We start from the raw sequence: 13,726 nt of genomic DNA, 5'->3' as shown, positions 1-13,726 counted from the left end.
ATCAGACCTCCTTCGCTGCACGCCGACCGGCAGTGTAGCCGGTCGCGATCGAAACACCGCTCGCGGATTTCTCGGCCGGATAATCGTAGCCGCCGATCACAGCCCCTGCAGCCCGGAGATTCGAAAACTCGGGATCGCTTGTCTCAGTGACCGGTCGAAGCGTCTCGTCGGGGACTACCCCGAACTCGGCGAAGGCGTGATCGCCGAAGGCTGTCTCCTCGAACCACTCGTAGCGATCCGCCGGATGGGGAACGTGACAGCCAAAGATTGGCTCGGTGACGCCCTCCCGGTCGGAGTCGATGCCGCCACCGGCCACATCGCCCGTTGCGAGGACGTACTGGTCTGCTGCGTAGGGAATTTCGCTCCCGGATCGATCCATGTATATCTCCGAGATCCGTTCACCGTCGGCGTCGAAGTCCACGATCGGACCACCACCCGCCTCGATATCTGCCCCGGCCCGATCAAGGGCGGCGTAGAGCCGCTCCTCGAGACGGAGTCCGAGAACGCTTGGTGGCCCCATCGGAATCTCGAAGATCGCCGCGTCGAGACGATCCTCCAGTTCAGCCCTGATTTCCGCCGGGTGATCGACGCCCAGCACGGCGGGAAACCCGATCCGCTCGGCGTCGCCGACGTGCGGTTCGATCGCCTCAGCGAGGGCAGTTCTGACGGGGCGATTCTTGCTGTCTGTTGTGACTGTCGGGTTCTCGTCGAGTAGATGGGCGTAGCGCGTCACTTTCGCGTCGTCCCGTACGACAACAGGGAACTCGACGGTCGCCGCATTCGTTTCAGCCGGAATGCCAGCGGCTGCGAGGTGGTCGGCGGCAACACCGGCGTCGAATCCGGTGAGGCGTTCGAAGTCGACCAGTACCATTGCGCGGTCGTCGCTCGCGAGGCCCGCCGCCACGCTTTCGGGATACCGTGCCGTCGGTTTGACCGTCCCGCCGTGGGTCGAAACCAGTGCGTTCACATCGGTGTGGTCACCTCGATACGCCTCGCCGAGTACGTCGTCAAACATCGACAGGCCGTCCCGGACAGCCTGCTCGCCGACGATTGCGTACGGGTGGGTGTCTGGGAGGTCCGCGATGGCGTCGAACGGATCGGCCACCGGTCCTGCACTGTCGGTGTTCGGTGGGTACCCGAGGACGTCGAGCAGGCCGCTTGCGTGATGGAGCGTCGTCTCGGCCTCGCTGACGAGTCGGACATCCGCACCTGCCTGGCGGGCTGCGAGTGCCGTCGAGATCCCGGCGATCCCGCCACCGATCACGAGTACGTCCGAGTCAATCGCCATGGCCGCCCCCCCTGCCGCCGTCGGTGGCAACGCCTGCTGTGCCGTCTCCAGACAGGCCCTCGGCCGCGTTGGTCGGCGGTCCGGAATCGAACGCCCCGAAGTCGAGCGACTCGCCATCGCTGGCGGGATCGCGGTCTCGGTTCATCGTCATCGCGTGCATGGCGTAGGTGATCATCGCCTGAGAGAGCTGTTTCCCCCAGAGGGCGTGGCGTTGGCCTTTCCAGCGCTCCTGATAGAGTTCGCCGAGGGCAGTGCGCGCTTGTCCCTCGTCGAATTCGGGGTGGAGTTCGTTCGCCAACCGGTGACTGCAAAAGCCGCCCTGGCAGTTGCCCATCCCGGCCCGCGTCCGGATCCGAACGGCGTTGAGATCTGTCCCCGATTGTTCGATGGCGTCGGCGACTTCCGCACGCGTGACTGCTTCACATCCACAGACGACCGGGTTCGGCTCGTCTGTGTCGAGGACGTCTTCGGTCCGGGAACCCAGGCGCTCTGCGCTCCGTTTGGCGACCGGAGAGCGCAGGCCGAAGTCGTCCATGGCATCCTCGATGACGCCCTCGTCTTCGCTGCCCGGAAGGGGCTCTTCGGCGGTCCGGCAGGTTGTCTCCATCCCGAACCGGTCGGCGAGGTGATCGACGAGTTGCTCGGCCATCAGCCGGTAGGTCGTGAACTTTCCGCCGACGATGGTCGTCATACCCGGCATATTGTCGCGTTCGTCGTGATCGAGCAGGAAGAACTCCCGTGTAATATCCGTCGGGTCGTCGGTGCCCGTCTCGGGTGGCTCATAGAGCGGCCGGACGCCCCAGAACGAGCGAATCGTACGTGCGTCTTCGAGGATCGGTACCAGTTTCGCGAGTTCCTCGATCATGAGGTCGACTTCCCACTGCTCTTCGGGATAGTCCGCCGGATCAGTGACCTCCTCGTCGGTTGTCCCCAGAATCGCTGTCGTCTCATGGGGGACGACGATGTCCGCGTCTCCTTTGGGCTGACAGCGATTGATCACGGTGTCGACCTGCCGGACGTTCATGATCGTCATCACTCCCTTCGAGGGGCGGACCTCAACGTCGATGTCAGCCATCGCGGCGATTTCGCCTGTCCAAGCCCCCGCGGCGTTGACGATGTGGTCGACCCGGATCTCCTCGACAGTCCCCTCGGCCCCGTGGACGTGCCTGCCCTCACCGCTCTCGTGGGTGATCTCAGCGCCGACGATTTCGCCGTTTTCGACCAGTAGGTCAGTCACTGCCGAGAACGTCTCGATGCGAGCACCGTGGTTCTGGGCACTGATGGCGTTAGCAACGCAGAGCCGGAACGGATCGATCGCCCCGTCGGGAACCTCGATCGCTTTGTCGATATCCGTCGCGAGGAACGGCTCTTTTCGGCGTGCCTCCTCGGCGCTGAGTTCGGTCGCTGGGATCGAACATTCCCGCAGTCCCGTGAGTTTCTCCTGGTAGTACTCCTCGGTGTCTTCCGGGCGCTTGACGAACAACCCACCCGTGTCCTCGACGCAGTGGGTGGCGATGTCCCGGAGAATCATGTTCTCCTCGATACACTCCCGTGCGCTCGCCTGGTCGGAGACGGCATACCGGCCGCCACTGTGAAGCAGGCCGTGCATCCGCCCGGTCGTTCCGTGGGTTAGATTCCCCTTCTCGACGAGTGTCACCTCGAACCCACGCATCGCGGCGTCCCGGGCGATCCCGACCCCTGTCGAGCCGCCACCGATGACGAGCACATGTGGTGATGTTGTCGTCATTCAATATCACTGCCAACGATCCGCATACACTTTATTGTTACTTTGATACCGCTGCTGGCAATAAATATCTCATTCGACCATCCAAAACTGGCTAAATTTCACCGATTATCTCTCGTATTTTCCGGGGGATTTATAATGGACGATGGGGTTGTATACGGACAGACGGGTATCAACGATAATAAATTCCCGTCGTCACAGTACCATCCATGACGGACACCTATATTGGCGCAATCGACCAGGGAACGACTGGCACTCGGTTCATGGTCTTCGACCACGATGGACAGGTCGTCGCGAATGCGTACGAAACACACGAACAGATTTACCCCGAGCCCGGCTGGGTCGAACACGATCCGATGGAGATTTGGGAGAATACGAAACAGGTTGTTCTTGAGGCGCTTGAAGCGGAGTCGATCGATCCAGAACAACTAGAAGGAATCGGCATTACGAACCAACGTGAGACGACGATTATTTGGGACAAAGAGAACGGGAGGCCCATCCATAATGCCATCGTCTGGCAGGATCGGCGGACGACCGACCGCGTCGAGCAGTTACAGGACGAAGACAAAGTCGAGTGGATCCGCGGGAAAACGGGACTCGAAGCTGACGCGTACTTCTCGGCGACGAAGACGGAGTGGCTCCTTGAGAACGCAGAACCCCTCAAGATGCAAGCGTCCCGTGCACAAGACGTACATGACCGGGCCAAAGCCGGGGAGTTGTGTATGGGGACCCCCGATAGCTGGGTCATCTACAATCTCACAGGGAACCACATCACGGACGTGACGAACGCGTCCCGGACCATGTTGTACAACATTCACGACATGGAGTGGGATCAGGAGCTCCTCGAGGAGTTCGACGTTCCCGAGGCCATGCTCCCGGAGGTCCGCCCATCCTCCGACGAGAACTACTACGGCTACACTGATCCGGACGGGTTCCTCGGTGCCGAAATCCCCGTCGCCGGGGCACTCGGTGACCAGCAAGCCGCGCTGTTCGGACAGACGTGTTTCGATGAGGGTGACGCAAAGAACACCTACGGAACTGGCTCGTTCTATCTGATGAACACCGGGACGGAAGCGGTCGAGTCCGAACACGGACTCCTGACCACGGTTGGCTTCCAGATGTCAGGCGAACCCGTCCAGTACGCGCTCGAAGGATCGATCTTTATCACCGGTGCCGCCATCGAGTGGCTCGAGGACGTGGATCTGATCAACAATGCTGCACAGACGGCAGATCTCGCGAGTTCAGTCGACTCGACAGACGACGTCTACATGGTGCCAGCCTTTACTGGACTCGGCGCCCCACACTGGGACGGCCGTGCACGCGGGACCATCGTCGGCATGACTCGCGGGACGAAAAAGGAACACATCGTTCGTGCGACCCTCGAGTCGATCGCGTATCAGACTCGGGACGTCGCCGAGGCGATGGAAGCCGACTCCGGCATCGAGACGACCACGCTACGCGTCGACGGCGGTGCCGTCAAGAACAACTTCCTGACCCAACTCCAGAGCGACATCATCCAAACCGACATCGCTCGTCCGGAGGTTGACGAGACGACGGCGCTTGGCTCGGCCTACGCCGCCGGGCTTGCCGTCGGCTACTGGGAAAGTGTGGACAAACTTCGGGACAACTGGCAGATCGACCGCGAGTTCACTCCCGAGATCGACGCGGCAGAGGCCGACAAAATGTATGACCGCTGGGACGACGCCGTTGAGCGCTCGCTCGAGTGGGCACAAGACGAGGAGGAGTAACGATGGGTGCAGCACTCCTTGACAGTGGGGCAGCACTGTTGGCAAATGGGGACGTGTTCCTCCAGAGTTGGCAGGCCGGCACGATCGATGCAGTCATCAACGTGCTCAGCCAGCCCGAAATCTGGATCGGTGCTGCCGCTGGTGGCGCGTTCGGTGCGGCACTGGGCGCGCTGCCGGCGTTTGCCTTCACAGGCTTTCTCGTCCTTGCTGGCGTCTTTGGCGGTGACGCCGCTCTCGGTGTTGGCACAGGCCTCGGGTTCGGCCCCGTATTCGGCCCTCACATCTCCTTTGCAGGCGGCGCGGCGGCGGCCGCCTACGCCGCCAAGCAGGGGTTGATGGAATCAGGGTTCGACTACCACAACGGCAAAGACATCAATTTCGCACTTGGGTCTCGCCCGGACATTCTTGCTGTTGGGGCTGCCTTCGGTATGTTCGGTATTCTCATGGAACAGACCCTCCGTAACCTCGCTGTGCCGACAGACCCTATCGCGATCACGGTCGTCGGGAGCGCGTTCCTCCACCGGATCGTTTTCGGCTATCCTGTGGTCGGTATCCTCAGCGAGAAGACGGATGGATTCTTCGACATGGGGCCGTTCGAGCGCGGCGAGATGCGTTCGGAAGGCGAAGTGCCGTTCGGTGACGGCGAGAAGGAACCGACGGACATGCTCGCGGTCGAACCCTGGCTCCCCAACATGTACAAGTGGTCCCACGTCGCTAGTATTGGCCTCGTCGCCGGGGCAGCGGCTGGCTACGCTGCATTGCAGACCGGGAATCCGTTTATCGGGTTCGGGATCAGCGCAGCGACGTTGCTGTTCTTGAACCTCGGTGTCGATCGGATCCCAGTCACCCACCACATGACGCTGCCGGCTGCTACCGCGTACTTAGCAGTCACGATGAATCCAAGCGGTGTCGACGCCATCCTGATGGGTGCTGATCCATGGGTTGGCATGGTCGCCGCCGCACTCTTTGGCCTGTTGGGCGCGCTACTTGGCGAAGTCCTCCAGCGGATATTCTACGCTCACGGTAGCACTCACGTGGACCCACCGGCCTTCTCAATATTTATCACGCACTCGATCATAGCAGTGCTGGCGATCGCGGGCGTGTTTGCGACTGCAGTCTGGGTCCCCGGCGCCGCCTTCTAAGGCGGAATCGTTTTTCTCGCGGTTTGACCGTTTTGGCTGTCCACGTCCAGCCGACGGAATAGCACTGTTGGAAGCTTAGGACACGGCATAGCCGTTTGCGATCTCCCGCAGATCAGTCACTTGCCGGGGAGATAGGCCCGCAGGGCCAGGAACGTGCCGGTGGCGATGACAACGCCAGCCACCAGGGCCGCGTAGTACTCAGTCAGTACTGCCATGACGACGAGTGCACTAGTCGAACCGACGATTAGCCCGGCGCCTACGGCTCCGTGGTGATAGTTGCCCGTCTCCGAATGGGCCTGACTTGGAACCTTCTCGGAGATGGAACCGAAGACGCTGACGTGATACGGCACGTAGATCCGGACCCCGATCCCGCCAAACGCTGCGATCGTTGCGTTGAACTGTGGGTTTGCCGTCACCTGTGAGGCAACCACGTACCCCGCGATGGCAACTCCCAATGCGATGACCTTACTCCAGCGGTCGGCCTTCTGCAACGCTTCATCTACTGATTGATCGGCCATTACCCGTTAGAAGTGCACGCTGCACATATATATTTCAGGCGGGAAAGTCAGTTACTGCCGACGGGCAGGCGGTTTGGGTGCTGGCCTTATCAGTTGGCTGCAGGACTCCTCAAAGTACCGCTGTGTCCCAAACCAAGTCGGATGCACTGCTGACACGACCAACAATCTCTCGCCGCTCGATTCACTCACTCGTGGTGGTGGGCCCACTCTTCGATCCGGACGAACGACGTTCCTCCGCAAGCCCCACACGCATCCGGGGGCTCGTAATCGTGCTCTGCGAAGTCCGTCCCGGGTTCGTGTATCGGTGTCCCGACGTGGGTAATCTGGCAACTCTCACAGACGTACTGTTCTGGATCATCTGGTGTGTGCGACATACACAAGCATTATATACGAAAATATATAATACTATTGTCAGAAATCTGGTAAACGGCCATCAGTCGTCTCAAACTCGGTTGACGGCAGTTTCAACCATGACTGACAACAATCGCAATACAGTCCAGAAACCACAGGTGGTTTGGAGGTAAAAACGCAGAACGCATTCCCTCATACTCCCAATTCGGTCCGTGGGCTTTCGACGGTGGCCGGTCCAGTCCGTGAGTGCACTGGCGCGCGCTCTTTTCAAGACACAATCTTCACCAGGCGTCGTGATCCTCATTTCGGAACATTTCTTCCCACTATATCTGTCAGTCGCCGATGAATGATAACAACGACCAGTTCTAGGGTATTCTCGACGACGGCATCGCCGATGTGAGGCGGGGCCTAGACGATGGTGGCAACGCTGGTCGCGTTGCAACGCGTGAGTCGATTGATGAATGCATCAAGGGGTTCGGCGTCCCCCTCATCACTGCTTTCGCGGATGTGGCTTTCGGCGCGGCCCTGGGGCCCTTGCCCGGGTTCGTCTTCACTGGCTTGTCGGCTTCTTCGATGAGGTTCTGGCGGTCCTCGAAGGAAATCTTTGCAGTCTCGAAATCAGCTATGGTGACATCTCGACCGACGTCACAGGGACAATCGGGTTCGGCAGAGTGACTGGCCTTCATATCGTCTTCGCTTGAGTCGTTGCCGCGATCGGCCTCCTCAGCGATGTTCTCGGTGACTTCATCTGTCTCGAACGGGAGAAATGTTCCTTGGATACCCCATCGCCGCGATGAGTCTTCCTTCTCAACCTTGGTGTCGAGAAAATTCCCGTCACACACCACATCACCCTCTCGGGTCAGTGGGTGCGGTACTCGCGATGCCGGTATTCGGCAGGCAACCGGTGGTATTACTTACCGCCGGTGGCTTCGGGACTCTTGAGGTCTGGTCGGGAATGCACCTAGCGCGTTCTCTATTCCCACTCAGGGGCCCACATCGACCCGCCGGCGATAGCTATTGCCATCGTGACAGCACTGGCTGGCGTACTCTATCTGGCTGGACTCTTCCCGAACACGGGCTATCTGGGTCTCTGAGGGTGCCCCGATCGCCCATCAAACCGGAGCGGTTTTTATCGGGGGTCCGAAAAGATACGGCAACGGCGTACCGATTTATGGACATCGATACACGGATCAGACGGCGCCGGCGACGCGGGGCGAACCAGACGCTCGTCCTCGACTACGACCGCGTCAACCCAACCGCTCACGTCGCCGAACCGATCGGCCGCGGTCCGATCATCGAACGCGTCCTCGACCATCTCAATCCCGCTTTCGACGGGTCACTCCCGTCGGACGTCTACGTTTGGGGGCCGCCAGGCAGTGGCAAGTCGGCCGTCCTCACCGCGCTGTTTTCCCGACTGGAGACGCCTGCCACCCAACCACGGACGGCTATCCAGACGACGACACGGGCCCAGAGCGTCGAACTCCCGCGGTTCGTCTACGTGAACGGTCGTGAGGTCGACAGCGAGTTCCAGCTGTATCGTCACGTCCACGACGGCGTAACCGACGTAGACGCTCCTACGCGGGGAATCAGTACCGATGAGCTCACCTCGCGACTCCGGTCGGCGCTTTCCGAATCTGTCGGAACAGTGATCGCGGTTGATCACGCGGATGAATTCGGGTTCTCGCCGACGGCCGTCAGATCATCGCTAAAGGCTCTGGACGGGCCGCTCTCGACCGTCTTGGTCGGTCGGACCCCGCCGAGCGATGTCGACGAGGTGGGAGACATCGCCGAAATCGAGATTCCCGGATACGGCCAACAGGTGTTGATCGACGTTCTGATGACTCGCGGCTCGTCCGGACTCGCACAGGACGCCCTCGCATACGATCAGACCAGGCGGATCGCTGCCTGGGCGGGTGGGAACGCACACGACGCACTGGCAGCACTGTTCAGTGCGGCAGTCACCGCAAACGAAGCCGGTGCCCAGGAGATCCGAAACGACGACGTCGCAGCGGGTATCGATGCCGTCCCAAGGGACGGCACGTCCCTCGGCGTCGTCCTGGCGCTCCCGTCGAACCGACAGCGTGTGTTGCGGGCGTTTTTGGAACTCGACGACGATCAACGATTCTCCGTCACCGCGACCACGGAGGCGATTGCAGACTCGGAGTGGGTTGATCTCTCGGTCGGGACCGTCAAGCGAATCCTCTATGAACTCGCAGACGCCGATGTATTCGATCGGGTCACCGCCGAACGGACAACCGGTCACGGTCGCCCGCCGAGCCGCCTCGAACCACAGTTTCCAACGCTGGTGTTCCGGGAGCTGTACGATATCCAGGCCGACAACTAGTGATCGTCCGGTGGGGATGTCGACCTGACAACGCCTCCGTGAGTGAGACACTCGCGCCTTTCAGTGACGGCTGGCCCTGCGAGGAGATCGGCAGTCACTCTCGGAGCTTCTCGCGATCGCCTGTACCCTGTGTGAGGGCGCTGGCGAGGGCCCCTTTCAAGACGACGTCGTCGCCCAACGTCGTAAGCTTGATCTCGGGGATGTTGCCGAACACCATGTCTGGGAGACGCTCGCGGATCTTCTCGACGACCAGTTCGGGGTTGTTCTCGGCGACTGCGCCGCCGAGGTAGATCACCAGCGGTGCGTAGGCCTGGACGACGTTGGCGACGCCCATCGCGTTGAACGTCGCGAGGCGATCGATGAATGCGTCGGCAAACTCGTCTTCGCCGGCATACTCAAAGAGGTCAGGGGCAGTGAAGTCGGGGGACGTGACTGGCATGTCCGTCTCCCGGTCGCCGGCCTGGTAGAACTCCTTGGCGTACCGCGGGATGTTCTGGCCCGACGTGTAGGCTTCCCAGTGGCCATCTTGGCCACAGCCACAGGTCATCGTCCCCTCAGGATCCAGCGTCATGTGTCCGACCTCGGCCGCATTGCCGTCACAGCCGCTGAGAACGTGGCCGTCGACACAGACCCCGGCTCCGATCCCGGTCGAGATTGTCACATACGCCATGTCGTCTGGATTGCGATCGCTGTGGAAGCGCTCGCCGATCACGCCCGCAATCCCGTCGTTGTGGAGATAGACGTCGTCCGTCTCGGTCAGATTGCCGATCGGGCCAGTGAGCGGGATCTTATCGATCGTGTCCGGGAGGTTTGCCGGACTCCCCAAGGCGCCTTCCGCAAGGTTGAGCGGGCCGACCGATCCGATTCCGACAGCCGTGAGTTCGGTCGGATCGACGCCCGCATTGTCGGCAGCACCTCGTAACGTGTCCAAAATCCCCTCCGTGACGTCGGTCCCGGTCGGTCCCTGAGGCGTTTCCTGACGGTTTCGCCCCAGTTCCTCGCCGGTTTCGTCGCCGACGATCGCCCGTGTGTACGTTGCACCGATGTCGATCCCAGCATATACGCCCATTTGCTCAGACAGATGACGGTGCGGTACTTAACTGCACATATTCGGATCCGTCCGGACTATCAGATTGTCACGTTCGACGTGGACGGTTGTCCGGACCCAAAAAACGAAAACGGGCGCAGTGAACGGAGTCAGCGAGAAACGAGACGCTCAGTCCTCGCGGGTACCCAGAGGGCCCTTGTAGACGACGCCACGTTCCGCGTCGAGTGTCACGGTCGCCCCGTCGTCGAGGTCCTCGGGTATAGCGACGTCACTCACGGTCGGGATGCCCAGCTCGCGACCGATGACTGCAGCGTGACCGCGCCGGTCGGCATGACCGTCAATGATGCCCGCGAGCTTGGCGGGATCGCCCGCGAGTTCGCCGTCGAACTCGGCCGGGACAGCGAGGATAGCGCCCTCGGGAACGCTCCCGAGATCGCCGTCGGTCGTCCTGACGAGTTCTCCGGTTACCAGTCCCTCGACGATGGGTTGGCCGGAGGCGATGGCCTCGGCGGCCACGTGGACCTTCAGCATGTTCGAGGTGTTTACGCCTTCCAGTTCAGTCATCATTCCCGAGACCACGACGACGGTGTCCCCGCTCTCGGCGACGCCGGTATCCAGAGCAGACTGGACGGCGTTCTGGATGATCGCGTCCGCACCCTGGGTAGTGAACGGCGCCGTTGTCGGGTAGATTCCTCGCGAGAGAGCGAGCTGCCGGCGGACGCGTTCGCTGGGGGTCGAGGCGATGATCGGGATAGAGGGCCGATATTTGGCGACTTTCAGCGCCGTGTATCCCGATTCGCTCGCCGCGACGATCGCTTCTGCGTCGATATCTTCCGAGAGCGTCCGGGCCGCGTGGGCCAGTGCGTCCGTCCGGGTCCGATCGGAGTCCGGGATTCGCTGCTCACGTAGCTCCATGTACTCCGTGCTCTGTTCGACTTCGTTCACAACGTCGGCCATCGTCGAGACGACGCGGGGCGGATGTTCGCCGATGGCCGTCTCGCCAGAGAGCATGACTGCGTCCGTCCCATCGAAAATAGCGTTGGCCACGTCAGAGGCCTCCGCACGGGTCGGCCGCCGGGAATCCTTCATGGAGTCGAGCATCTCTGTCGCCGTGATGACCGGGACGCCCGCTTCGTTACACTGCCGGATGATCCGCTTTTGATACAACGGAACCTCCTCTAAGGGCAACTCGACGCCGAGGTCCCCGCGAGCGACCATCACGCCGTAGGATGCCTCGATGATGCTGTCGAGGTTCTCGACGGCGCCCTTGCGCTCGACCTTGGAGACGACCGGCACTTCGGTCCCTTCTTCCTCGAGGAAATCGGCGATCTTGTGAACGTCGTCGCCGTCACGGACGAAACTCGCCGCCACGAGATCGACTTCCTTCTCGGCGGCAACTTTGAGTTCCGTTCGGTCCTGCTCGGTCGGGAAGGGAAGGTCAAGTTCCACACCGGGGACGTTGACGCCCTTGCGTGCACCCAGTTCGCCGCCGTTCTCGACGTGGGCGTAGACGTCGCCATCCTCGACTTTCTCGACTGTCGTCTCGATGCGGCCGTCGTCGAGCAGGACGTTGTCGCCGGGTTCCACGACGGAGATGTCGACGGACAGCCCAACTTCTTCGGGCGTTGCGTCGTCGCCCTCGTAGAATCGTATCGTCGTGCCGGCCTCGAGTTCGATCGGATCGCGGATCGCCGCGGTCCGCACTTCTGGCCCCGGGATGTCGTGCATGACTGCGACGGACTTGTCCAGTTCCGCGTCGACCTCGCGGATGCGGTCGATCATCGTGCGCCGGTGTTCCGGCGAACCGTGGCTGGCGTTCAGGCGTGCGACTGCCATGCCGGCCTCGGCCAGCTCCTTGATCTCCTCTTTCGACTCCGATGCAGGTCCGAGCGTACAGACGATTTTGGCGTTTCGCATTGGTTAGTACCTCCTTCCGGAGGGTGACGGCCACCGGACGCTTTCGGTGCTCGCCATATCTAGAGGGCTCTGTCCCCCAGGGATATGAAACTTATCAGAGCGATCTGATACGGCAAGAATTACCATAACTGGTCGTGGTATGTGTGCCCGCACCGTTCGTAGGTGGGCGAAAATGTAAAAATAAATAGGTATTTAGGGCCTACGTAGGAAATAACCGAAACGTCGATTCGAAAGAATGACCTATCTGAATATTATTGTTAAACTCCTTCTTATTTATAATTCATTTTATCATTGATCCCGTGGTTGGCACCGAACTTCGGCTCCTTTCGGGTGAGTCATTCCGATACCGTGCGCCATCATGGTTTACGATTGGCAGTCTCGCTGTCGACGACGGCTACTGATCCCCGGTAGAGTACGGTTTTCCGGACGAAACGACGCCCTCCTCAAGAGTGGCGGGCGTAACCGCCTCGCGTTCGTTCCACCGCGGGCGCAAGCTACAAACGCCGGCCTCCAGTACGGATCTGTATGACCGACGAGACTGAGCATCGCCGACTCGTCATCGCCGGATCGGGAATCGCAGGGTTGACGGCAGCCATTTACGCCGCCCGTGCGAACAACGATCCTCTCGTCCTGGAGGGCGACGAACCGGGCGGCCAGCTCACACTGACGACTGACGTGGCGAACTATCCTGGCTTTCCGGACGGGATCGACGGCACCGAACTGGTCAACCGCATGAAAGAGCAGGCCAAGAGTTTCGGAGCAGCGGTCGAGAACGGCGTCATCGCCTCGATCGACGACGCTTCTCGGCCGTTCCGGGTCGAACTCAACGACGGCAGGGTCTACACCTGTGATGCCTTTATCGCCGCGAGTGGTGCGAGCGCGCGAACGCTGGGCATTCCCGGCGAGGACGACCTCATGGGCTACGGCGTCTCGACGTGTGCGACCTGTGACGGCGCGTTCTTCCGCGACGAAGACATGCTCGTCGTCGGTGGTGGGGACGCTGCCATGGAGGAAGCCGCCTTCCTGACGAAGTTCGCCGACACGGTCTACATCGCCCACCGCCGCGAGGAGTTCCGCGCGGAAGACTACTGGGTCGATCGGATCATGGAACACGTCGACGCCGGCGACATCGAAATCATGCGAAACACTGAGGCCGTCGAGATTCACGGCTCCCGCGAGGCGGGGATCGAGGGCGTCTCGTTGGTTCGCCACCCCGAAGGCCATCCCAAGGCGAAACTCGATTCCGATCAGGCCGACGAGGTTGAGCACTTCGATCACGACGTCGGGGCCGTCTTCCTCGCGATCGGCCACACGCCGAACACCGACTATTTGACCGACACTGATGTCGAACTCGACGAGACAGGGTACATCCGGACGCGGGGTGGCCGCGGTGGCGGCCAGACCGAGACAGACGTCCCGGGCATCTTCGGGGCGGGTGACGTCGTCGATCACCACTACCAGCAGGCGATCACCGCCGGCGGGATGGGCTCGAAGGCCGCCCTTGACGCCGACGACTTCCTCGAAGACGAGGCCGAGGCCGCCACCGCCGAGGCCGGCGTCGCCGAGACCGACGACTGAAGGAGTCGGTCCGTTCTCCCCGCGGCTTTCGCCGCGCTCGGTCTCCGC

The 13,726-nt window shown here is 61.3% G+C and carries 11 protein-coding genes; 4 read left to right on the top strand and 7 right to left on the bottom strand.

Features of this window, described 5'->3' with window-relative positions:
- Position 1: 1 nt before the first annotated feature.
- Positions 2-1,288, bottom strand: a complete 1,287-nt coding sequence (gene glpB, locus BN2694_RS04965; RefSeq protein ID WP_135663183.1) for a glycerol-3-phosphate dehydrogenase subunit GlpB — start codon at positions 1,286-1,288, stop codon at positions 2-4.
- The gene (gene glpA, locus BN2694_RS04960) at positions 1,278-3,035 is read right to left on the bottom strand and encodes an anaerobic glycerol-3-phosphate dehydrogenase subunit GlpA (protein WP_135663181.1); all 1,758 of its coding nucleotides are present in this window, start codon (positions 3,033-3,035) and stop codon (positions 1,278-1,280) included. The genes glpB and glpA overlap by 11 nt, the downstream gene beginning before the upstream one ends.
- 206 nt (positions 3,036-3,241) lie before the next feature.
- Here glpA and glpK point away from each other — a divergent pair, with 206 nt between their 5' ends.
- Together glpK and BN2694_RS04950 are read left to right on the top strand one after the other, a co-directional pair.
- On the top strand, positions 3,242-4,780 hold the full coding sequence (glpK, locus tag BN2694_RS04955) for a glycerol kinase GlpK (protein ID WP_135663179.1): 1,539 nt from the start codon (positions 3,242-3,244) through the stop codon (positions 4,778-4,780).
- A 2-nt stretch (positions 4,781-4,782) separates the two neighbouring features.
- The gene (locus BN2694_RS04950; protein WP_244605361.1) at positions 4,783-5,922 is read left to right on the top strand and encodes a hypothetical protein; all 1,140 of its coding nucleotides are present in this window, start codon (positions 4,783-4,785) and stop codon (positions 5,920-5,922) included.
- Positions 5,923-6,038: 116 nt separating this feature from the next.
- Here the strand turns inward: BN2694_RS04950 and BN2694_RS04945 are convergent, their stop codons facing one another.
- The 3 genes from BN2694_RS04945 to BN2694_RS17375 all read right to left on the bottom strand — a co-directional run bounded on the left by BN2694_RS04945 (position 6,039) and on the right by BN2694_RS17375 (position 7,636).
- Positions 6,039-6,440 (bottom strand): hypothetical protein, encoded by a 402-nt coding sequence (locus tag BN2694_RS04945; protein ID WP_135663177.1) that lies wholly within the window; start codon positions 6,438-6,440, stop codon positions 6,039-6,041.
- Between the two features lie 185 nt (positions 6,441-6,625).
- Complete coding sequence (locus BN2694_RS04940) at positions 6,626-6,814, bottom strand: hypothetical protein (protein WP_135663175.1); 189 nt, start codon at positions 6,812-6,814, stop codon at positions 6,626-6,628.
- 342 nt (positions 6,815-7,156) lie between these two features.
- A complete protein-coding gene (locus BN2694_RS17375; RefSeq protein WP_210408912.1) occupies positions 7,157-7,636 on the bottom strand; it encodes a hypothetical protein in 480 nt (159 codons plus the stop codon).
- Between the two features lie 326 nt (positions 7,637-7,962).
- On the opposite strand from BN2694_RS17375, the gene BN2694_RS04930 reads away from it, so the two are divergent.
- Complete coding sequence (locus BN2694_RS04930; protein WP_135663173.1) at positions 7,963-9,135, top strand: Cdc6/Cdc18 family protein; 1,173 nt, start codon at positions 7,963-7,965, stop codon at positions 9,133-9,135.
- A gap of 94 nt (positions 9,136-9,229) precedes the next feature.
- Here the strand turns inward: BN2694_RS04930 and BN2694_RS04925 are convergent, their stop codons facing one another.
- Positions 9,230-10,204: an ROK family protein gene (locus BN2694_RS04925; protein ID WP_135663171.1), complete on the bottom strand. Its 975-nt coding sequence runs from the start codon at positions 10,202-10,204 to the stop codon at positions 9,230-9,232.
- 147 nt (positions 10,205-10,351) lie between these two features.
- Positions 10,352-12,100: a pyruvate kinase gene (gene pyk, locus BN2694_RS04920; RefSeq protein WP_135663169.1), complete on the bottom strand. Its 1,749-nt coding sequence runs from the start codon at positions 12,098-12,100 to the stop codon at positions 10,352-10,354.
- 525 nt (positions 12,101-12,625) lie between these two features.
- On the opposite strand from pyk, the gene BN2694_RS04915 reads away from it, so the two are divergent.
- Positions 12,626-13,678, top strand: a complete 1,053-nt coding sequence (locus BN2694_RS04915; protein WP_135663167.1) for an NAD(P)/FAD-dependent oxidoreductase — start codon at positions 12,626-12,628, stop codon at positions 13,676-13,678.
- Positions 13,679-13,726 lie beyond the last annotated feature (48 nt).

This window comes from Halorhabdus rudnickae, from assembly GCF_900880625.1.
In the GTDB taxonomy this organism is placed as follows: domain Archaea; phylum Halobacteriota; class Halobacteria; order Halobacteriales; family Haloarculaceae; genus Halorhabdus; species Halorhabdus rudnickae.
This window is presented reverse-complemented; position numbering and strand designations above follow the sequence as displayed.